This window comes from Pseudomonas sp. LW8 (assembly GCF_041956865.1).
GTDB lineage: Bacteria > Pseudomonadota > Gammaproteobacteria > Pseudomonadales > Pseudomonadaceae > Aquipseudomonas > Aquipseudomonas siliginis.
The window spans coordinates 1292641-1312449 of the sequence record NZ_CP168138.1 but is presented as its reverse complement, the minus strand read 5'-3'; the positions used below and the strand labels follow the sequence as shown (position 1 = coordinate 1312449).

19 protein-coding genes are annotated in these 19809 nt (G+C 61.4%); 3 read left to right on the top strand and 16 right to left on the bottom strand.

Translation table 11 applies throughout. The features are described 5' to 3' along the window. Positions 1-122 precede the first annotated feature (122 nt). From AB9L16_RS05915 to AB9L16_RS05900, 4 genes are all read right to left on the bottom strand, one after another. Complete coding sequence (locus tag AB9L16_RS05915; RefSeq protein ID WP_056783466.1) at positions 123-1049, bottom strand: hydroxymethylglutaryl-CoA lyase; 927 nt, start codon at positions 1047-1049, stop codon at positions 123-125. After that, complete coding sequence (locus tag AB9L16_RS05910) at positions 1046-2239, bottom strand: CaiB/BaiF CoA-transferase family protein (protein ID WP_150636481.1); 1194 nt, start codon at positions 2237-2239, stop codon at positions 1046-1048. The genes AB9L16_RS05915 and AB9L16_RS05910 overlap by 4 nt, the downstream gene beginning before the upstream one ends. 252 nt (positions 2240-2491) lie before the next feature. Next, positions 2492-3397, bottom strand: a complete 906-nt coding sequence (locus tag AB9L16_RS05905) for a LysR family transcriptional regulator (RefSeq protein WP_056783458.1) — start codon at positions 3395-3397, stop codon at positions 2492-2494. A 62-nt stretch (positions 3398-3459) separates the two neighbouring features. Continuing rightward, positions 3460-4764 carry a hypothetical protein gene (locus AB9L16_RS05900; protein WP_375123228.1) on the bottom strand — a complete coding sequence of 435 codons (1305 nt, stop codon included), beginning with the start codon at positions 4762-4764 and terminating at the stop codon, positions 3460-3462. Positions 4765-4983: 219 nt separating this feature from the next. On the opposite strand from AB9L16_RS05900, the gene AB9L16_RS05895 reads away from it, so the two are divergent. Continuing rightward, entirely contained in the window at positions 4984-5655 is a 672-nt protein-coding gene (locus tag AB9L16_RS05895; RefSeq protein ID WP_375123227.1) for a hypothetical protein, read from the top strand. On the opposite strand, the gene yiaY is transcribed toward AB9L16_RS05895, so the two are convergent. Further along, positions 5616-6764: an L-threonine dehydrogenase gene (gene yiaY / locus AB9L16_RS05890; RefSeq protein ID WP_041478894.1), complete on the bottom strand. Its 1149-nt coding sequence runs from the start codon at positions 6762-6764 to the stop codon at positions 5616-5618. The genes AB9L16_RS05895 and yiaY overlap by 40 nt on opposite strands. 154 nt (positions 6765-6918) lie before the next feature. Here yiaY and AB9L16_RS05885 point away from each other — a divergent pair, with 154 nt between their 5' ends. Beyond that, positions 6919-7938 (top strand): DUF4917 family protein, encoded by a 1020-nt coding sequence (locus tag AB9L16_RS05885; RefSeq protein WP_375123226.1) that lies wholly within the window; start codon positions 6919-6921, stop codon positions 7936-7938. Between the two features lie 58 nt (positions 7939-7996). Here the strand turns inward: AB9L16_RS05885 and AB9L16_RS05880 are convergent, their stop codons facing one another. The 6 genes from AB9L16_RS05880 to AB9L16_RS05855 form a co-directional block, all read right to left on the bottom strand. Continuing rightward, the gene (locus tag AB9L16_RS05880) at positions 7997-8341 is read right to left on the bottom strand and encodes a YegP family protein (RefSeq protein WP_076566339.1); all 345 of its coding nucleotides are present in this window, start codon (positions 8339-8341) and stop codon (positions 7997-7999) included. A gap of 80 nt (positions 8342-8421) precedes the next feature. Further along, the gene (locus AB9L16_RS05875) at positions 8422-9003 is read right to left on the bottom strand and encodes a DJ-1/PfpI family protein (RefSeq protein WP_122505785.1); all 582 of its coding nucleotides are present in this window, start codon (positions 9001-9003) and stop codon (positions 8422-8424) included. Positions 9004-9202: 199 nt separating this feature from the next. Beyond that, positions 9203-10429, bottom strand: coding sequence for an SAM-dependent methyltransferase (locus tag AB9L16_RS05870; RefSeq protein WP_375123225.1), 1227 nt, complete (start codon positions 10427-10429; stop codon positions 9203-9205). Between the two features lie 177 nt (positions 10430-10606). After that, entirely contained in the window at positions 10607-11224 is a 618-nt protein-coding gene (locus AB9L16_RS05865) for a TPM domain-containing protein (protein WP_095180577.1), read from the bottom strand. Positions 11225-11257: 33 nt separating this feature from the next. After that, entirely contained in the window at positions 11258-12010 is a 753-nt protein-coding gene (locus AB9L16_RS05860) for a YgcG family protein (RefSeq protein ID WP_252887435.1), read from the bottom strand. A 13-nt stretch (positions 12011-12023) separates the two neighbouring features. Further along, positions 12024-12632: a LemA family protein gene (locus AB9L16_RS05855; protein ID WP_095180575.1), complete on the bottom strand. Its 609-nt coding sequence runs from the start codon at positions 12630-12632 to the stop codon at positions 12024-12026. 258 nt (positions 12633-12890) lie between these two features. Here AB9L16_RS05855 and bglX point away from each other — a divergent pair, with 258 nt between their 5' ends. Beyond that, the gene (gene bglX, locus AB9L16_RS05850; RefSeq protein ID WP_375123224.1) at positions 12891-15182 is read left to right on the top strand and encodes a beta-glucosidase BglX; all 2292 of its coding nucleotides are present in this window, start codon (positions 12891-12893) and stop codon (positions 15180-15182) included. Positions 15183-15379: 197 nt separating this feature from the next. Here bglX and AB9L16_RS05845 read toward each other — a convergent pair whose 3' ends face one another. From AB9L16_RS05845 to AB9L16_RS05825, 5 genes are all read right to left on the bottom strand, one after another. Continuing rightward, a complete protein-coding gene (locus tag AB9L16_RS05845) occupies positions 15380-16579 on the bottom strand; it encodes a phosphatidylserine/phosphatidylglycerophosphate/cardiolipin synthase family protein (RefSeq protein WP_375123223.1) in 1200 nt (399 codons plus the stop codon). Between the two features lies 1 nt (position 16580). Beyond that, the gene (locus AB9L16_RS05840) at positions 16581-17171 is read right to left on the bottom strand and encodes a YceI family protein (protein WP_016771320.1); all 591 of its coding nucleotides are present in this window, start codon (positions 17169-17171) and stop codon (positions 16581-16583) included. A gap of 170 nt (positions 17172-17341) precedes the next feature. Next, the gene (locus tag AB9L16_RS05835; RefSeq protein ID WP_375123222.1) at positions 17342-17638 is read right to left on the bottom strand and encodes an amidase; all 297 of its coding nucleotides are present in this window, start codon (positions 17636-17638) and stop codon (positions 17342-17344) included. After that, positions 17635-18714, bottom strand: a complete 1080-nt coding sequence (locus tag AB9L16_RS05830) for a serine hydrolase domain-containing protein (RefSeq protein ID WP_375123221.1) — start codon at positions 18712-18714, stop codon at positions 17635-17637. The genes AB9L16_RS05835 and AB9L16_RS05830 overlap by 4 nt, the downstream gene beginning before the upstream one ends. A 164-nt stretch (positions 18715-18878) precedes the next feature. Continuing rightward, positions 18879-19757, bottom strand: a complete 879-nt coding sequence (locus AB9L16_RS05825) for an acyl-CoA dehydrogenase family protein (protein ID WP_252868924.1) — start codon at positions 19755-19757, stop codon at positions 18879-18881. Positions 19758-19809 lie beyond the last annotated feature (52 nt).

Here is a 19809-nt window from a genome sequence, read left to right as displayed (position 1 = left end):
CTGTGGAGCGCTTTTGTGTGGGAGCTGGCTTGCCAGCGATGGCGTCAGTTCAGCTAACGCTTTCGTTGAATTTGCTGCCGTCATCGCGGGCAAGCCCGCTCCCACAGGGGTACTGGTGTTTCTCAGGTGGGCATCGGATGCAGATCGCAGTTGCGCCCGGCCTTGGCCAGTTGGCCGGGGACATCGTGGCCCAACAGCGCCGGCAAGCCGCGCGAAAGCTTCAGCAGCAGCGGCAAATCGATCCCCGTGGGAATGCCGACTTCAGCGCACAGGTTCACCAGGTCTTCGGTGCAGATATTGCCCGACGCCCCCGGCGCAAACGGACAGCCACCGAGGCCACCCAGCGCCGCATCGAAGCGCCGCGCGCCGGCCTCGTAAGCGGCCAGCACATTGCACAGGCCGAGGCCGCGGGTGTTGTGGAAATGCAGGGTCAGATCGGCCGGCGAAACCCGCTGCAAAACGCGCCGCACCAAGCGATCGACCTGACGCGGATTGGCCATGCCGGTGGTATCGGCGAGGCTGATGCCCTGAATGCCGAGCTCTTGATAAGCGTCGACGATCTGCAGTACGCGATCCTCATCGATCCGGCCTTCGAACGGACAACCGAACGTGGTGGCGATGCTGCCGTTGAGGCGCACACCTGAGCCGCTGACAAACGCAACAATGTCAGCGAATGCCGCCAGCGACTCTTCGCAACGCATGCGCATATTGGCCAGGTTGTGGGTCTGGCTGGCGGACATCACCAGATTCAACTCATCGGCATTCGCTGCCAATGCACGTTGCGCGCCTTTGAGGTTGGGGATCAACGCCACGTAAATAACACCCGGCTGGCGCTGAATGCCGTTGAACACTTGCTCGCCGTCACGCAGGGCCGGAATGGCTTTGGGCGAGACGAACGAGCCGGCCTCGATGCGGCTGAATCCGGCCTGTGACAATTGATTGATCAGGGCGATCTTGTCAGCGGTTTCCACCCACGTCGGCTCGATCTGCAAACCGTCGCGGGGTGAGACTTCCTGGACGATCAGGGTTTGCGAATAGTCAGTGATCATTGCACCACCCCTTGGTTTTTCAGGCGTTCGATGTCGAGTTCAGTCAGGCCAAGATTGGTGAGAATAGCGTCGGTGTGCTGGCCCAGTTTCGGCCCGGACCAGTTCACTCCGCCGGGGGTCTCCGAGAGTTTGGGGACAATGCCGGGCATCTTCACCGTTGCGCCACCGGGCAACTCGGCATCGAGCAGCATGTCCCGCGCCTGATAGTGCGGATCGGCGACGATATCAGCCACCGAATAGATGCGCCCGGCCGGCACTTCGGCAGCTTCGAGAGCAGCCAGTACCTCGTCGATCGGCAGGCTGCTGGTCCAGTGTGTGATGGCCGCATCGAGCAAACCGCTCTGCGCCGCGCGGCCGTCGTTGTGGGCGAATTCTTCTGCCTCGGCTAGATCAGCGCGGCCGATAGTGTGCATCAGGCGCTTGTAGATCGGGTCGCTGTTGCCGGCAATCACCACATAAGCGCCGTCGGACGTGAGGTAAGTATTGGAGGGCGCGATGCCCGGCAAGGCGCCGCCGCTGCGCTCGCGGACATGGCCGAGCATGTCGTATTCCGGCACCAGACTTTCCATGACGTTGAACACGCTTTCGGCCAGCGACACATCGACGATCTGTCCACCGCCCTGCCCGGTCTTGACCCGCAACAGCGACATCAGCGCGCCGATCACCGCGTGCAGCGAGGCCAGCGAATCGCCGAGGCTGACGCCGACCCGCGCCGGTGGCGAATCGGGATTGCCGGTGGTGTAGCGGATGCCGCCCATGGCCTCGCCAATCGCACCGAAACCGGGCCGGTCACGGTAAGGGCCGGTCTGGCCGTAGCCGGAGATACGCACCAGGGTCAGGTTCGGATTCAGCGCATGTAGCACGTCCCAACCCAGACCGAGTTTTTCCAGCGCACCGGGGCGCAGGTTTTCAATGATCACGTCGGCGTCGCCGGCCAGTTGCTTGACCAGTTCGATGCCTTCAGCGGATTTGAGATTGAGCGCCAGGGATTTCTTGTTGCGCGATTGCAGGTACCACCACAGCGATGTGCCTTCGTGCAGCTTGCGCCATTTGCGCAGCGGGTCGCCCTGACCCATGGCTTCGATCTTGATCACCTCGGCGCCGAACTCGGCAAGCATGCGCGCGGCAAACGGCGCGGCGATCAGGGTGCCGATCTCGATCACTTTGATTGCACTCAAAGGGGCAGTCATCGCGGGTACCTCTTGTTCTTGGAATATGTCGCCAAGGCTAGAGGAACGATCGTCAGCGAATCCAGCCGTCTCTCGGCAATGGGCGTTCGCGAAATGCGAATGCTCCTCTGTGATTGCGTGGTGAATTCAGGGCCGCCTTCGCGAGCAGGCTCGCTCCCACAAGGATCTGTAGTGGTTTCAGATTCTGTGTTCACACAAGTTCAATGTGGGAGCGAGCCTGCTCGCGAAGAGGCCATCAGCCGCAATGAAGATCTACCGCCCGCGCAAATGCTCAAACAACATCCGGCTCACCGGCGACAACCCTGCCTCATCGCGCACCACCACAATCAGCGCGCGATCCGCCCAGGCATCGGTCAGCGGCACCGCACGCAAGCCCAGTGCCTGACCAAACAACTCATAGGCTCGCTGCGGCAGAATGCCGATGCCCATGTTCGCCTGGACCATCCGGCACACCGCATCGAATCCCGGCACATGAATGCGGATGCGCAGGACTTTGCCGGCCTGCCGCGCCGCCGCATGGGTACGCATGTTGATCGAACTGGCTGCGTGCAAGCCGACGTAATCGCTGTCGAGAGTTTCATCGAAAGTCACCGATGCGCGCGTAGCCAACGGATGCTCCGGGAGCATCACCACCACCAGTTTGTCCTGGCGGTACAACACGCTGTGCAGGCCTTTGGTGTCGCTGTCGTCGGAGCAGATGCCGAGGTCGGCGACGCCATCGAGCACGCCCTGAATCACCCCGGCGCTGGGGCGTTCTTCAAGGTCGGTCTTGACCTGCGGCTGCCGCGCGGAGAAGTCGCGCAAGTCTTCGGGCAGGAACTGAATGATCGCCGAAAGATTGGCCAGCATGCGCACGTAACCCCGCACACCGTGGCTGTGCTCGCCCAGTTCCAGGCCCATCTTTTCCACGTTGAAGAGCATCTGCCGCGCATGGTGCAGCAGGGTCTCACCGGCCGGCGTGAGGATCATGCCTTTGGCTTGGCGCACGAACAAAGCGATGCCCAGCGCCTCCTCCAAATCCATCAGGCGCTTGCTCGCCGCCGACACCGCGATGGCTTCGCGCGCAGCCGCACGGGTCAACGTACCTTCCTCGTGGACGGCGACGAACAGTTGCAGAGTGATCAGGTCGAGACGGCGGATCAGGCTTTTTTGCAGCATGGTGGGCTCGAAGGCAGGGTTCATCCGAGCCGGCAGGATAGCCCGGTTTTACCGCTGACTGCTCAGTTGCTCATGCTGGCGCGCTGTTTTGTGACAGGCGCGGTCAGCAAGCGAACCAGCTGCGCGCTGTCGTCCCTGCGACCCAACACCAGGATCGATAAGCCTTGCAGGCAGGCATCGATGGCTGGCCATGAAATGTCCTTCGCGCCCTCGACATCAAACGAATCATCCACTGCGCCATCGACCAGAAAGCCTGCCGTCAACAAGCCTCGTGCGCTGCCCGAGGTCTGTCCGACCGCCACAATCCGTTTACCGGCGATGTCATCCAGCGCAAACCCTGCTTGCCAACCTCTCAGATCCCGCTCCTGCGCCGTCGGGGTGAGGACAGGATTGTTGAACGCGTCATCCATTTGGCCGGCGTAGGTAATACCACTGATGAACCCGTGTTGCAGTTTCTTGCCTTGCGTTGACTCGACCGCCGAACCGAGCAGAAGCAGGCGCTGCGCCGTTTGCACCGCGATGTCCGTCACGCTGCTTTCGAGCGGCTGGCCATCGCGCTGAATGTTCAACAGCAGTACCCCCTTGTCGCCGAACGCTTGCGCAACTTTCCCGCTGTGGTCGAACGCCATGACCAGTCCCTGATTGGTTACTTCCGTTTTGCCATGCAGCAGAATCAGCCCATCGTCGAGCTGGATGATCCCGGACAGCGAAATGGCCACCCCTGGCAGTGACAGGGGCAGCCAACCGTTGCTGGCGAACGATAAATCGTCCGAGCCATCGAGATTGAACCGCGTCAACAGGCCACTGCCCTTTTGCGCCGTCACGAACAGCAGCCTGTCCGGCTGCGCAAGCTGCGGATCGGATTTGGCCAGCAGCAGTTGCCCATGCGTGGCCCCAAAGAGTGCCGGAATCCGCATGGGCACAATCCGGTAGCCATTTCTGTCGCCGCCGAACTCGATGTCCGGCGAGCCGTCGGGCAGAAACCGGGCGATGACTTGCTGGTATTCAAGAGTCTGGTCTTTGACGACGCCAATCACACCGCACATCCAGATCCGTCCCAGCGCATCAACAATCAATGGCCCGCCTTGCGTGAGCGAGCCTGTGCCGAACTGGCCGCTGAGATATCCGCCGGTGCCGAAAGCCGGATCCGGATTGCCATCGGCATCCAGGCGCGCAAGGCCGTAGTACGAATGGCCCGATTGCTCGACGGTAGCGCTGACCATGATCTGCTCCGAAGGCGTGATCGCCACGCCTTTGGCAATGGTCTTGCCCGCTCCTGGGAATTTCAGCGCTCGCAGACCAAAGAGCGCATCCAGCTCCCCGGCTGACTGCACGTTTGGGGACAATGGCGCGATAGATTCCGACATGTTCGTATGCTCCTCAAGAGATCGACGTCGACCCCCTCGTAGCGAGCATTCGACCCCAGGCCGCCACGCCGGACAACTGACAGAAATGACAGTTTTTTAGAAGAAAAAGAAATTACCTACTGTGTAAAAAAGACTGAATGACTGGTAGTTCTTACAGGTTCGAATTCAGGTACGTCATGCCAACCTCAGCGTTCAAATCAGCCATGGACGAGAAGTATGATGAGCACTCGCGACGAGCAAATTTCACAACCGGCCCCGACCATCACTTATCCCGAGGAGGCCAGCACGACGGGACCTGCGACATTGTTGCTCGGCAGCGGCATACCCAATGCTCTTGTGCAGGTCTGGAACATTGAAAACACCCATTCGCTTGGCGAAGGGCTGGTCAGCGCAAATGGACGATGGGCGTTCAGCATCACCGGCGTTCAGGCCCAGGGTCAGCAGAGGATTCACGCCCACCAGACCTATGCAGGCATCACGTCCGAATGGAGCGAAGAGCGCGGATATGAGGTGCGACTGCGGCCCGAGATCGACGTCCCGGTCGTTGTCGAACCGATTGAGGGCGCGCAGGTCGATACGCCTCTGATCTTTTCGGGAGATGTCATGCGAGCCGAGGGTTTCGTCAGTATTTTCGATCTGGACACTGGCCTGGAGATTGCCAGAGCAGCGGTCGAAAGCGACCGGAAATGGCAAACCCCGGCTGCACACTCATTGGCGGTCGGGCAGTACCGTATCTGCGCTGTCCACAACATTGCCGGTCAAGTTTCAGATTGGGGCCGAGTGCGGACTTTTGCCGTGGTCGCAGAAGCAAGCGAAGGACTGTTCGACTTCGCTCGCCTGCGCGCCTTCATTCAAAACGCATTGCGGAAAATCTCTTCGATCTGGCGCTGATCCGCCGCCCTCGGATTGGTCAGTCCACAGGCGTCCTTCAAGGCGTTGGTGGCGAGCACCGGGATGTCGCTGAGTTTCGCGCCCAGCTCACGCAGTCCGCCGGGAATCTCGACGTCCTTGGCAAGGTTGCGAATGGCATTGATCGCCGCCTGCGCGCCCTCCTCTGCGCTGAAACCACGAATATCCGCGCCCATGGCGTGGGCGACATCCCTGAGTCGATCAGCACAGACCAGCGCATTGAAACTCTGCACATGCGGCAACAGCACGGCATTGCAGACGCCGTGGGGCAAGTCGTAGTAGCCGCCGAGCTGATGCGCCATGGCGTGGACAAATCCAAGTGAGGCGTTATTGAACGCCATACCTGCGAGGAACTGCGCGTAAGCCATGTTCTCCCGCGCCGCCAGGTCGCTGCCGTCGCGCACGGCCAGACGCAGATTGCTGCTGATCAGGCTCATGGCCTTCAAAGCGCAGGCGTCGGTGATCGGGTTGGCGGCGGTCGAGACGTAGGCTTCGATAGCGTGGGTCAGCGCGTCCATGCCGGTGGCGGCGGTAAGGCCTTTGGGCATCGCGACCATCAGTTCCGGATCGTTGACCGACAGCAGCGGCGTGACGTTGCGGTCGACAATGGCCATTTTCACGTGGCGCGATTCGTCGGTGATGATGCAGAAGCGGGTCATTTCGCTGGCAGTGCCGGCGGTGGTGTTGATGGCGATCAGCGGCAATTGTGGCTTGCTCGAGCGGTCGACGCCTTCGTAATCGCCAATCTGCCCGCCATTGGTTGCGCACAGGGCAATGCCCTTGGCGCAATCGTGTGGCGAGCCGCCACCCAGCGACACGACGAAATCGCAACGGCTTTCCTTCAACAGCCCCAACCCGGATTCGACATTGGCCGTGGTCGGGTTCGGTCTGGCGCCATCGAAGATCACCGAATCGATGTCCTGCATCGCCAGTTTCTCGGCGATCATTGCGGCCACGCCCGCCTTGGCCAGCCCGGTATCGGTGACAATCAGCGCCTTGCGAAAGCCATAATTGCGAATCGCGACCATGGCTTCGTCGAGGCAGCCGCTGCCCATGATGTTGACCGCCGGAATGAAGAAGGTGCTGCTCATCGTGTGTCTCCTGACTGGAGCCGGATCGACTGCCTCGATTCGGCGGGTGCACACAGGATCGACCGATCGGTCACGAGCAATGTTGATCTGGCTCAATGTCCGCTCGTGATAAAGTCGCCGTCCATCTGCCCTTTGTTTTGAGACCGCCCACGCAATGACCGATTTTCTCGATGTCGACGCCACCCTCGAAGACTGGAACGCCCTGCGCGCCGCGAACGATTTCCAGGGTTTGCTGGTGGGCAATGGCGCCAGCCGCGCGGTGTGGGATGACTTCGGCTACGACTCGCTGTTCGAAAACGCCCGTACGGTCGAAGAGAAACCGCTGAGCCCATCGGAACTGGCGGTGTTCGACGCGCTGCAAACCCGCAGCTTCGAACAAGTGCTGGGCGCCCTGAAGACCACCAGCCGGGTCAACAAGGCGCTGGCGGTCAGCTCGGCGGCGCCGCGCAATCGCTATTACGCAATCAAGGAAGCGCTGATCAACACGGTGCACGCGGTGCACATCCCGTGGCGGCTGGTGCAGCCTTCGACACTGTCGGTGCTCAATGCAGAACTGGCGCGCTATCGCACGGTGTTCACCACCAACTACGACCTGCTCAATTACTGGGCGCTGCAACACCCCGGCGAGGCCATCGACGATCTGTTCAACAGCGCGGACGCAAGTTTCGATCTGAGCCAGAGCGCCACCAACAAACCGCGCCTGCTCTACCTGCACGGTGGTCTGCATCTGGTGCGCAATCAGGACGGCACCGCGCGCAAACTGACCTCGACCCAGGGCACCCTGCTCGGCAGTTTCGCCATCAACAATACGATCAAGACCCTGGACGACGTGCCCCTGTTCGTTACCGAAGGGCCGAGCGCCGATAAGCTAAAGACCATCCGCAGCTCGGATTATCTGTCGTTCTGCTACGAGCAGTTACTGGCCCATGGCGACAGCCTGTGCATCTTCGGCCATGCGCTGGGCGAGCAGGATGCACATCTGGTGCGGGCGCTGCGGTTGGCCAGACCGAAGTGCGTGGCGATCTCGATTTACCCGCGCAGCGCTGCGTTTATCCAGCATCAGAAGCGTCACTACGCCAAGGTGTTTGAAGGTACCGGGGTTGAGTTGCGGTTCTTTGATGCCAAGAGCCATGCCCTGGGCGATCCGCAGTTGTCGGTACCGGTTGAGGTTTGATATTGGCCGGGCTGACACCTTCGCGAGCAGGCTCGCTCCCACAGGTTGATGTCGGATTTCAGAGGACAGGCAGGGTCTTGTCCTTGATGGTTTTCGTCGGGCCGTTGGCCTTCACGCTGGCGATGCCCTTGTCGCACGCGCCATCCGATGAATACGACTCGCTGCTGCCGATGATCTGGTGATTGGCCGCCTTGAGGTTGAAGTACGGGTGGCCATCCTTGGTCGATTTTTTCTCGTAACGTTCGTCCAGCGGGCTGTTGGCCTGCACCGAGGCGATGCCGCCGTCGGCACCGGCGCGGGTGCTGTAGAGCTCGCTGGTCAGAATCGTTTCGGCGTTCGCTGCTTTCAACACGAACCTGAATTGGCCGTTGCTGCTTTTGCTCACTTCGTACCATCCGGACATGTCTGTTTCTCCTGGGGGCGATTGAGAGAATTCGCGCTTCAGAGTAAAGACCAGCGTCTGCGATCTGTCGCCTGCCTCGACTACAAGGTGATTTTCGTACCGAGCAGACCGAGGAAACCGGCCAGCCATTTAGGATGCGCCGGCCACGCCGGAGCGCTGGCCAGATTGCCCTGAACATGGCCATCGGTCACCGGTATGTCGATGTAGGTGCCGCCCGCCAACCGGACTTCCGGGGCGCAGGCCGGATACGCGCTGCACTCACGCCCCTCGAGCACACCCGCCGCCGCGAGCAGTTGCGCGCCATGGCACACCGCTGCGATGGGCTTGCCGGCGTTGTCGAACGCGCGCACCAGTTCGAGGACTTTGTCGTTCAGCCGCAGGTATTCCGGCGCACGACCGCCGGGAATCAGCAGCGCGTCGTAATCGACTTCGCTGGCCTTGGCGAAATCGAAATTGAGGGCGAACAAGTGACCGGGTTTTTCGCTGTAAGTCTGATCACCTTCAAAATCATGAATCGCCGTGCGCACGGTGCTGCCGGCGGACTTGTCCGGGCACACGGCGTGGACCGTGTGGCCGACCATCTGCAGGGCCTGGAACGGCACCATCACTTCGTAGTCTTCGACGTAATCGCCGACCAGCATCAGAATCTTTTTCGCGGCCATGGGAAAACTCCTCGGGGAAAGGTCTGGGGAGTATTCAAGGTAGACCCAAATTGAGCTGCAAGCTGCAAGCTTCAAGCTGCAAGCTGCAAGCTGCAAGCTGCAAGCTGCAAGCTGCAAGAAAAAGCAGGATCACCCAAATCAGGCACACCAGCGTCATGCTTCAACTTGCAGCTTGCCGCTTGAAGCTTGCAGCTGCCTGTTAAGGCATATAGCCGTCAGCGCGCAGCAGGGTTTCCAGGCAGTGTTCGCTGATGTGATAGAACGCTTTCAGCTCTGCGATCTTCGCCAACAGTTGCGTCGGATCGACCGGCTCGGCGCGTTTCACCGCGAGAATCATCTTGTTCTTGTTGGTGTGTTCCAGCGAAATGAATTCGAAGACTTTGGTCTCGTAACCGCAGGCTTCGAGGAACAGTGCACGCAAGCTGTCGGTGACCATTTCCGCCTGTTGGCCGAGGTGCAAGCCATATTGCAGCATCGGCTTGAGCAGCGCCGGGCTCTGGATCTGCAGGCGGATCTGTTTGTGACAGCACGGTGAGCACATGATGATCGACGCACCCGAGCGGATGCCGGTGTGGATCGCGTAATCGGTGGCGATGTCGCAGGCATGCAGGGCGATCATCACGTCCAGTTCGCTCGGCGCCACCGTACGCACGTCACCGCACTTGAACACCAGCCCCGGATGCTCGAGCTTGGCCGCTGCGGCGTTGCACAGGCTGACCATTTCTTCGCGCAGCTCGACGCCGGTGACTTCGCCCTCGGCCTTCAGCGTGTTGCGCAGGTAGTCGTGAATGGCGAACGTCAGGTAGCCCTTGCCCGAACCGAAATCGGCGACCCGCACCGGTTTGTCCAGCGCCAGCGGCGACGAGGTCAGGGCATGGCTGAACACTTCGATGAACTTGTTGATCTGCTTCCACTTGCGCGACATCGCCGGGATCAGCTCGTGTTGCGCATTGGTCACGCCGAGGTCCTTGAGGAAGGGGCGGCTCAGTTCGAGAAAGCGGTTTTTCTCGCGGTTGTGCTCGGCGGACGGCGCTTCACGCAATTGCTGAGGTTTGCTCTTGAACAGCGAACTCTTGCCCTTTTTGCTGTATTCCAGCTGCGCTTCGTCGGTCAGCGCCAGTAAATGCGCATTTTTGAACGAGGTCGGCAGCAGCCCGGCAATCAGCGCCACGCCTTCGCTCAGCGGCAGATTTTTGGTGATGTCGCGGGTCTTGTAGCGATAAACAAATGACAGGCACGGCTGCGCCTTGACCGTCACCGGTTTGATGATGACCCGTTGCAGATCCGCCTCTTCACCGACGTACTTGGCCAGCACCAGTTTGATGAAACCGCTGTCGTCGAGGCTGGCTTGCAGCAGCTCGATGAACTGGGCGTGGTGATCGGCGGCCGGTTTGGCGGACGGCGCGGAAGCAGCGGAAACGGACATGGACAAGCGGCCTCGGACGGGCGGAATCGGGAATGGCGGGTATTTTAGGGGGGATGGGGGTTGGGGACACCCTCTTATTTACCCAACGGCGAAAATCAAAAGATCGCAGCCTTCGGCAGCTCCTACAATTGGAATGCATTCTCCTTTAGGAGCTGCCGAAGGCTGCGAGCTTTTGATCTACCCCAACACCACCAACCGATTCGGCAACTCGTTCCGCACCTGCGTCACCGGCACGTGCACCTTCAACAACTCACCACACGCCTCCACGCACGTGACAAACCCTTCAAGCGTGCGGCCCTGGCGGACCTGTTCGGTGAACGCTGCGACAATCGCGTCCCAGTTGCTGTTATCCAGCCGTCTGGAAATCCCCTCGTCCACCAGAATCTCCACATAGCGCTCAGCCTCACAGACAAAAATCAGCATGCCGGTGCTGCCCACGGTGTGGTGCAGGTTCTGTTCGAGAAACTGCCGCCGCGCCAGGTTGGAGGCGCGCCAGTGGCGCACGCGGCGCGGGACCAGATGCGTGGTGATTTTCGGCAGACGAAACAGCAGGCACAGGACGATGAACATGCCCCATTGCACCAGCAGCAGACTGCGCAGGGTCAGCCAGCCCGTGAGGTAGTGGACGATGCCCGGCAACACCAGCGCCAGCAGGCTGGCCCAGAGCAGCGGGATGTATGCGTAATCGTCGGCACGGGCAGCGAGCACCGTGACCAGTTCGGCGTCGGTGTCGCGCTCGACCCGGGCGATGGCCTCGGCGACTTTGCGTTGTTCGTGTTCAGTCAGTAATGCCATGTCGAAAAGTGCCTGCTCATTATTCTTTTGATCTCACCAGCCGCCGGACGAACCGCCGCCGCCGAAACTGCCCCCGCCACCGCTGAAGCCGCCACCGCCACCGCCGCCGAATCCGCCGCCACCGCCAAAGCCGCCCCCTCCTCCGGAGCCGCCCCGGCCGGCAGGCAGGATACCGAGCATCTGGCAGACAAACACCGTCACGATGAACAACATCACCAGGAACACGAACAGCGCCGGGTGCCGCGAGATGAAATCATCCGCCGGGTCGCCGCTGGATTCGTACACGGTTGAGGGTTCGTCCAGCGGATTGCCACCGAGCACCACCAGCATCGCCGCAACGCCGTCGCTGATGCCTTTGCTGAAATTGCCGGCCTTGAACGCCGGCGTGATGACCTGATGAATGATCACCGACGACTGCGCATCGGTCAGGCGATCCTCCAGGCCATAGCCGACTTCGATGCGCAATTTGCGCTCGTCACGCGCGACGATCAGCAAGGCGCCGTTGTTCTTGTCCTTCTGACCGATGCCCCAGTGCCGACCGAGCTGAACGCCGAAATCCTCGATGGTGGTGCCCTGCAGATCGGGCAACGTGACCACCACCAATTGTTCGCCGGTGGCCTGTTCGTGCGCCTGCAATTGCTGGCTCAGTTGCGCGCGAATCGATGGCTCGAGCATCTGCGCCTGATCGACCACGCGCCCGCTCAGCGGCGGAAACGTCAGTTCGGCCCGGGCGCTGACGGCGAACAGCCAGAGCAGCAGCACCAGGCTCAGTTTCAACACACGCATGGGCGACCTCGAGTCAGAATTTCACTTCCGGGGCCTTCTCCGCGCCGGGCGTGGTGGCTTCGAAGGTTTCGCGCATCGGCAGATCGCTGTACATCACGCTGTGCCACAGGCGACCGGGGAAGGTGCGGATCTCGGTGTTGTATTTCTGCACCGCCAGAATGAAGTCGCGACGCGCCACGGCTATGCGGTTTTCCGTGCCTTCAAGTTGCGATTGCAGGGCGAGGAAGTTCTGGTTGGCCTTCAGATCCGGATAGCGCTCGGAGACCACCATCAAACGGCTCAATGCGCCGGTCAGTTGATCCTGCGCCTGCTGGAACTGCTTGAGCTTCTCGGGATTGTCGAGGGTGCTGGCATCGACCTGAATCGACGTCGCCTTGGCCCGCGCTTCAATCACGGCGGTCAGGGTTTCCTGCTCATGGGCGGCATAGCCCTTCACGGTTTCCACCAGATTGGGGATCAGGTCGGCGCGGCGCTGATACTGGTTCTGCACCTGGCCCCAGGCGGCTTTGACCTGTTCGTCGAGGGTCGGGATATTGTTGATGCCGCACGCGGTCAACAGCGTGGCGAACACCAGCAACGTGGCGATCTGTAGCCGTGAACGGGAGGTTGAGCTGATATTCATTGCAGTGATGCTCCATGACACATTTGATTTAAAAACCGAGCGCTGGGCATTCCCGGCCAGCGGTTGGGGCATAATCGGCGCCGCCACTGGCATGCGACGGGTTAATCGGCTAAAAAGTGCCCTTCGCGTTCACGTTGCCGCTGTCGGCTGCGGTTTTCCGGCTCAGGATTTTGCGCCGGCACCCGAACAACAATAGTCGCTCCCTACATTTTGGCTGGCCGGTGTTACATCACCGTTTGGGCTCTAGAGAAAAAATTCATGAAGAAGCTGTGTTTGCTGGGTCTGTTCGTCAGCCTGGCCAGTCATCAGGTACTGGCCGCCACGACCCCGGTACCTTTGGAAAACAAGGACGCTTTCATCAGCAACCTGATGAAACAAATGACCCTCGACGAGAAGATCGGCCAGTTGCGCCTGATCAGCATCGGCCCGGAAATGCCCCGCGAACTGATCCGCAAGGAAATTGCCGGCGGCAACATCGGTGGCACGTTCAACTCGATCACCCGCGCGGAAAACCGTCCGATGCAGGACGCGGCCATGCGCAGTCGCCTGAAGATTCCGATGTTTTTCGCGTACGACGTGATCCACGGTCACCGTACGATTTTCCCGATTCCGCTGGCCCTTGCGTCGAGCTGGGACATGGACGCCATCGGCCAGTCCGGTCGCGTTGCGGCGAAAGAAGCCGCCGCTGACAGCCTCGACATCACCTTCGCGCCGATGGTGGATATCTCCCGCGATCCGCGCTGGGGCCGCAGCTCCGAAGGTTTCGGCGAAGACACTTACCTGACCTCGCGCATCGCCAAAGTCATGGTCAAAGCCTATCAGGGCGAGACCCCAAGCGCCGCCGACAGCATCATGGCCAGCGTCAAGCACTTCGCCCTTTACGGCGCGGTCGAGGGCGGTCGCGACTACAACACCGTCGACATGAGCCCGGTGAAGATGTACCAGGATTACCTGCCGCCCTACCGCGCTGCGATCGATGCCGGCGCTGGCGGTGTGATGGTGGCGTTGAACTCGATCAACGGCATTCCGGCCACGGCCAACACCTGGCTGATGAACGACCTGCTGCGCAAGGACTGGGGCTTCAAAGGCCTGGCGGTCAGCGATCACGGCGCGATTTTCGAACTGATCAAGCACGGCGTCGCTCGCGACGGTCGCGAAGCGGCAAAGCTGGCGATCAAGGCCGGCATCGACATGAGCATGAACGACACCCTCTACGGCAAAGAGCTGCCGGGGCTGCTCAAGTCCGGCGAGATCGAACAGAAAGACATCGACAACGCTGTGCGCGAAGTGCTCGCGGCCAAGTACGACATGGGCCTGTTCAAGGACCCGTACCTGCGCATCGGCAAAGCTGAAGATGACCCGGCCGACACCTACGCCGAGAGTCGCCTGCACCGCGCCGAGGCCCGCGAAGTGGCACGTCGCAGTCTGGTGCTGCTGAAGAACCACAACGAAACCCTGCCGCTGAAGAAAGACGCGAAAATCGCGCTGGTCGGCCCATTGGCGAAAGCCCCGATCGACATGATGGGCAGTTGGGCCGCCGCCGGGCGCCCGGCGCAATCGGTCACGCTGTTCGATGGCATGAATTCCGTGATCGGCGACAAGGCCAACCTGATCTACGCCCGTGGCGCCAACATCACGGGCGACAAGAAGGTCCTCGACTACCTGAACTTCCTCAACTTCGATGCTCCGGAAGTGGTCGATGACCCGCGCCCGGCCAACGTGCTGATCGACGAGGCAGTGAAAGCGGCGAAAGCGGCTGACGTGATCGTTGCAGCGGTGGGCGAGTCCCGTGGCATGTCCCACGAATCCTCGAGTCGCACTGACCTGAACATCCCGGAAACCCAGCGCGAATTGATCCGCGCGCTGAAAGCCACTGGCAAGCCGTTGGTGCTGGTGTTGATGAACGGCCGCCCACTGACGATTCTCGAAGAGAACCAGTCGGCCGATGCGATTCTGGAAACCTGGTTCAGCGGCACCGAGGGCGGCAACGCCATCGCCGACGTGCTGTTCGGCGACTACAACCCGTCGGGCAAACTGCCGGTGACCTTCCCGCGTTCCGTGGGCCAGATCCCGACCTACTACAACCACCTGAGCATCGGCCGGCCGTTCACGCCGGGCAAACCGGGCAACTACACCTCGCAGTATTTCGATGACACCACCGGCCCGCTGTTTCCGTTCGGTTATGGCTTGAGCTACACCACCTTCGCCCTGAGCGATATGGCGCTGTCATCGACCACCCTCAACGCCAGCGGCAAACTCGACGCCAGCGTCATGGTCAAGAACACCGGCAAGCGTGACGGCGAAACCGTGGTGCAGTTGTACATCCAGGACGTCACCGGTTCGATGATCCGCCCGGTGAAAGAACTGAAGAACTTCCAGAAAATCATGCTCAAGGCCGGCGAACAGAAGGTCGTGCACTTCACCATCACCGAGGAAGACCTGAAGTTCTACAACGCCCAGCTCAAATACGCAGCCGAGCCTGGCAAGTTCAACGTGCAGATCGGCCTGGATTCGCAGGCGGTGACGCAGCAGAGCTTTGAATTGCTGTAACAGCAAGCACACCGCCCCCCCTGCACTGATCGTTCCCACGCTCTGCGTGGGAATGCAGCCCGTGACGCTCCGCGTCCAGTGACGCGGAGCGTCCCTAGAGGCATTCCCACGCGGAGCGTGGGAACGATCAAATGACACACCGCTTTCGCGAGCAGGCTCGCTTCCACATTGGATTCAAGGTGTATTCAAAATCGTGGTTATCCGCGACGGTCGAGAATATTCACCACCAACCGATCCACCCAGCCCCACACCCGCTGCTTGACCCGCCGCCACAACGGTCGGCGCTGCCATTCCTCCAGGCTCACCAGCTGACTCAAGCCGAAGTCCTTCACAAAGCTCGCCTCCACTGCTGCCGTCAACGCCGGGTCCAGCGCTTCCAGATTCGCCTCCAGATTGAAACGCAGATTCCAGTGATCGAAGTTGCACGAACCGATGCTTACCCATTCGTCGACCAGAACCATTTTCAGGTGCAGGAAGCACGGCTGGTATTCGAAGATCTGCACCCCGGCCTTGAGCAGGCGCGGGTAGTAGCGATGCCCGGCGTAGCGCACTGACGGGTGATCGGTGCGCGGCCCGGTCAGCAGCAAGCGCACATCGACGCCGCGCGCGGCAGCCTTGCGCAGCGAGCGGCGGATTTTCCAGGTCGGCAGGAAGTACGGCGTGGCCATCCAGATGCGTTTTTGCCCGCTGTTCAACGCACGGAACAACGACTGCAAAATGTCGCGATGTTGACGGGCATCGGCATACGCCACGCGGCCCATGCCTTCGCCCTTGTCCGGCACACGCGGCAGGCGCGGCAAGCCGAAATGCGCGGCCGGGCGCCAGGCGCGGCGGTAGCGGTTGGCGCCCGGCCGCGCCTGGCGCCAGGCGCGGCGGTAGCGGTTGGCGATCCACTGGCGATCAAACAGCAATTGCCAATCGATCACCAATGGGCCGCTGATCTCGACCATCACCTCGTGCCACTCGCTGACATCATGGCCCGGCGTCCAGAATTCATCGGTCACGCCGGTGCCGCCGACCACTGCCAGGCATTGGTCGACCAGCAGCAACTTGCGGTGGTCACGATAGAAATTGCCGACCCAGCGCCGCCAGCTCAGGCGATTGTAGAAACGCAGCTCGACCCCGGCCTGGGTCAGGCGCTGGCGCAGATGCAGCGTGAACGCGAGGCTGCCGTAATCATCGAACAGGCAACGCACGCGCACTCCGCGCTCGGCCGCCGCGACCAGCGCCTGGACGATGGCTTCGGCGCAGGCGCCGGCCTCGACCAGGTACAGCTCCAGTTCGATCTGTTCTGTAGCTCCAGCGATGTGCTCGAGCATGCGCGGAAAGAACTGCGGGCCGTCGATCAACAGTTCGAAACGGTTGCCGTCACGCCAAGGGAACACCGCACCGCGCATGTCAGCGCGCCGTGAAAATCAGCACCGCACCCACCGGCACCGACAGACTGATCGCCGACAGATCGGCGAGTTTGCGCAGGTTTTCCAGGCCAGGCGCCAGATCGAAATCCTCGGCATTGATCACCAGCGGCTCCAGCGTGACCACCTGAAAACGCCGGTCATCGAGACGAGTGGCGAGCAACTCGGCCGGGTATTCGTGCTGCTTGCCGTGCAGGCTGACGGTCAGCGGCAGGCGCAACTCCAGCTGCGCGCCGGGGGCCAGATCGTTGATCGGACGCAGGTCGATCTGGGTAGTGATGGTGGCTGCGGGAAACTGCTCGATCTGGAACAGCTCCTTGCGCATGCGCTCATCGCGCAGCGGAATGCCGCTGTTGATCGATTCGAGCTCGACTTCGACCTCGGCGCGACCGTTGGGATCGACCTTGCCGTGCAGCACCAGAAAGCGCTGCACCTCCGACACGCTGGCATTTTTTGTGCTGACGAACGACAGCCGCGACGACTCGCCATCCAGATACCAATTGGCCTGGGCCGGCAGCGCAACGGCGGTCAACAGCAGACTGGCGAAGGTTGTATAGAGGGAGCGGTTGAACATTGAACACTCGTGGGGGCGATAAACCTGCACGAACCTTAACCGCCCGCCAAGTTATTGCAAGCCCTGTGGGAGCGAGCCTGCTCGCGAATGCAATGCTCCCCGCACAGCATGTATTGCGGCTTGCGACGATTTCGCGAGCAGGCTCGCTCCCACAGGGGAGACCAGATAATTCAAGGATTCAGGCGACAGCCCTGGCGTTCGCTCAGCCACTGCGCGCTGTTGCTGCGGCCCATGCCGCTGACGGTGATGGTTTTGCTCGAAGCGTCATCGGTAAAACGGCTGGTTGGCAGCCATTGCTTCACATAGCCACGGCAATACCCGGCATCGTTGTTCATCACATAACGACACGAGCAATATTCCTTGGCGGTGTAGGCGCTGATGATGTCCGGGAAAGCCCAGAGATTCTCGCGTTCATACCATCCCCAGCCGAGCAGCACGATCAGCAGCAACAATAGAAAGCGCTTCATCGCCGCACCGCCTGCAACACGCGTTTGAGCAGTTCGTTGTGCCGGTAGCTGCCATCGCGGTCATCGCCGTAACGCACGATCACCAGCTTCTGGCTGGGCATCACGTACAGCGCCTGGCCCCAGTGGCCGAGGGCGGCGAAGGTGTCGGGTGGGGCGTCGGGCCATGGTGATGTGGCGCCGTCGACAGGACGATTGAGCCACCAATGGCCGCCGGGTATGGCTTCGTCCTGATGCGCCTTGTAGCCGGCAAACGGTGTGAGGTTGAACGCGAGCCAATCCTCGCGCAGCAACTGCCGATCGTTCCAGCGCCCGCCGCGCGCCATCAGCAGACCGACCCGCGCCAGATCCCGCGCGGTGAGATAGGCATAGGACGAGGCGACAAAGGTGCCGCTGGCATCGCTTTCCCACACGGCGTGGCGAATGCCCAACGGCTCGAACAATGCTGTCCACGGATAATCGGCATAACGCTCTGCGCCGACCATGGTTTTCAGGGCAGCGGCGAGCAGATTGCTGTCACCGCTGGAATAACGGAAAGCCTGACCCGGCGCGGCGTAGGCGTCGTGGTCCGCAGTGAACGCGGCCATGTCGCGATGGCCGCGGGTGTAGAGCATCGCCACCACCGAAGATTTCAGCGGGGCGAATTCGTAGTCCTCCTGCCAATTGAGACCGGAGGCCCAGTTCAGCAGATGGCCGAGGGTGATCGCCGGGTGTTTTTCCAGCGCCGGGTAGAACTTCAGCGCTGGATCGTCGAGCTTGAACCGGCCTTCGCCGTAGGCCACGCCGAGGACCGTTGCCAGCAGGCTTTTGCTGATCGACCAGGTCAGATGCGGTGTCTGTGCAGTGGTCGGAGCGGCGTAGCGTTCGTAAATGATCTGGCCGTCGCGGATGATCAGCAAGGCGTCGGTGCGGATGCCGTCGCGGGTGGCGTCGTTACGGGGCGCGAAGGCGTAGTTTTCCAGCGCTTCGACGGCCGGGCCGGTGATCTGCGGGGCGATGGGCCATTGCTCGCCGGGCCATTGTTCGGCGCGGACGGTGAGGCTGATCAGCAGCAGGAACAGGGACAGGCCTTTGAACATGGTGGGCGCTCTGGGAATGAACCTGTCGAGACTAGTCGGGGTTTATGACAGATGTATGGTGATTTTGAGGCCGCCTTCGCGAGCAGGCTCGCTCCCACAGTTGATCGCATTTCAATTGAAGAATACCGTCCCTGTGGGAGCGAGCCTGCTCGCGAAGGGGCCGCTCAGGTCACCGCCAAAGCCTTGGCCAACCGCTTCGCCCTCGCCCCTGCCGCCAACTGCATCACGCCCTTGTCCCGCTGCCACATCTGCGCCCACTCCACCGGGCCATTGCCCAATGCCTGGTCCACCTCCCCCGCCAGCGCTTCAAACTGCGCAAACAACCCGCCCAGCAGCACATGCCCGGGCGGATTGTTCGGCGCTTGCCGGCTGGCCTCGGCGCACCCGGCCAGCAGCGCCAGCAATCGCAGTTGCAGGGCCTGCGGCCAGTCGCTGTCCTGGCCGACGCCGTACAACCACGCGGTCATGGCGCTGAGCACGTAGACATCTTCAAGGGTGCGAAACGGTTTGACGTAGGCGTCCCAGCCATCGCCAGCGAGCAATTCGCACAGGGCGCCGTCGAGGTACAGGCGACCGTGGCTGATGTCCGGCATCAACGGCAACGCCGGAAGTTTTTCCACCTTCACGCCGGGCTCGCCGGGATACACCACCGCCAGACTCAGGCGCGGTGTTTCGCCAGGCTCCTCACTGCGCGCAGCCACCAGTAACCAATCGGCGGCGTCGCCTGCGGTGACGAAATCCTTGCGCCCACTCAAGCGCAAATCGCGCAGCCGCGTTTGCATATCGGCCGGACGCAGGCTGCGTTGCTCGGTCGCGCACAAGGCGCCGAGGCTCAGCGGCGCGCTCGGCCACAACATGCGCAGCGCCGCCTGATAACCGACCAGAAACGCCAGCCCCGGCGTCGCCATCCGCCGCCCGCCGGCCACCGCCAATTCGAACGGCGTGACGTTGCCCAGCGTCTGCAACAACGTTGCAAAGCCCTCGGCCAGATCAGCTGCGGCGGGCAAGCGTTCACGGCGGTGCAGCAGATCTGGCCAGGGCATGGGCGCCTCCTTGTGGGCTGTCATATAAGCATCACCGAACGTTCATGGCGAT

Bases quoted from the DNA above. Each gene is read 5' to 3' on its own strand.
- AB9L16_RS05835 (WP_375123222.1), bottom strand. From the start codon at position 17,638: ATGAAGCGCTTTCTATTGTTGCTGCTGATCGTGCTGCTCGGCTGGGGA.
- AB9L16_RS05840 (WP_016771320.1), bottom strand. From the start codon at position 17,171: ATGTTCAACCGCTCCCTCTATACAACCTTCGCCAGTCTGCTGTTGACC.
- AB9L16_RS05905 (WP_056783458.1), bottom strand. From the start codon at position 3,397: ATGCTGCAAAAAAGCCTGATCCGCCGTCTCGACCTGATCACTCTGCAA.
- AB9L16_RS05845 (WP_375123223.1), bottom strand. From the start codon at position 16,579: ATGCGCGGTGCGGTGTTCCCTTGGCGTGACGGCAACCGTTTCGAACTG.
- AB9L16_RS05895 (WP_375123227.1), top strand. From the start codon at position 4,984: ATGAGCACTCGCGACGAGCAAATTTCACAACCGGCCCCGACCATCACT.
- AB9L16_RS05825 (WP_252868924.1), bottom strand. From the start codon at position 19,757: ATGCCCTGGCCAGATCTGCTGCACCGCCGTGAACGCTTGCCCGCCGCA.
- bglX (WP_375123224.1), top strand. From the start codon at position 12,891: ATGAAGAAGCTGTGTTTGCTGGGTCTGTTCGTCAGCCTGGCCAGTCAT.
- AB9L16_RS05830 (WP_375123221.1), bottom strand. From the start codon at position 18,714: ATGTTCAAAGGCCTGTCCCTGTTCCTGCTGCTGATCAGCCTCACCGTC.
- yiaY (WP_041478894.1), bottom strand. From the start codon at position 6,764: ATGAGCAGCACCTTCTTCATTCCGGCGGTCAACATCATGGGCAGCGGC.
- AB9L16_RS05880 (WP_076566339.1), bottom strand. From the start codon at position 8,341: ATGTCCGGATGGTACGAAGTGAGCAAAAGCAGCAACGGCCAATTCAGG.
- AB9L16_RS05860 (WP_252887435.1), bottom strand. From the start codon at position 12,010: ATGCGTGTGTTGAAACTGAGCCTGGTGCTGCTGCTCTGGCTGTTCGCC.
- AB9L16_RS05900 (WP_375123228.1), bottom strand. From the start codon at position 4,764: ATGTCGGAATCTATCGCGCCATTGTCCCCAAACGTGCAGTCAGCCGGG.
- AB9L16_RS05870 (WP_375123225.1), bottom strand. From the start codon at position 10,429: ATGTCCGTTTCCGCTGCTTCCGCGCCGTCCGCCAAACCGGCCGCCGAT.
- AB9L16_RS05855 (WP_095180575.1), bottom strand. From the start codon at position 12,632: ATGAATATCAGCTCAACCTCCCGTTCACGGCTACAGATCGCCACGTTG.
- AB9L16_RS05875 (WP_122505785.1), bottom strand. From the start codon at position 9,003: ATGGCCGCGAAAAAGATTCTGATGCTGGTCGGCGATTACGTCGAAGAC.
- AB9L16_RS05910 (WP_150636481.1), bottom strand. From the start codon at position 2,239: ATGACTGCCCCTTTGAGTGCAATCAAAGTGATCGAGATCGGCACCCTG.
- AB9L16_RS05915 (WP_056783466.1), bottom strand. From the start codon at position 1,049: ATGATCACTGACTATTCGCAAACCCTGATCGTCCAGGAAGTCTCACCC.
- AB9L16_RS05885 (WP_375123226.1), top strand. From the start codon at position 6,919: ATGACCGATTTTCTCGATGTCGACGCCACCCTCGAAGACTGGAACGCC.
- AB9L16_RS05865 (WP_095180577.1), bottom strand. From the start codon at position 11,224: ATGGCATTACTGACTGAACACGAACAACGCAAAGTCGCCGAGGCCATC.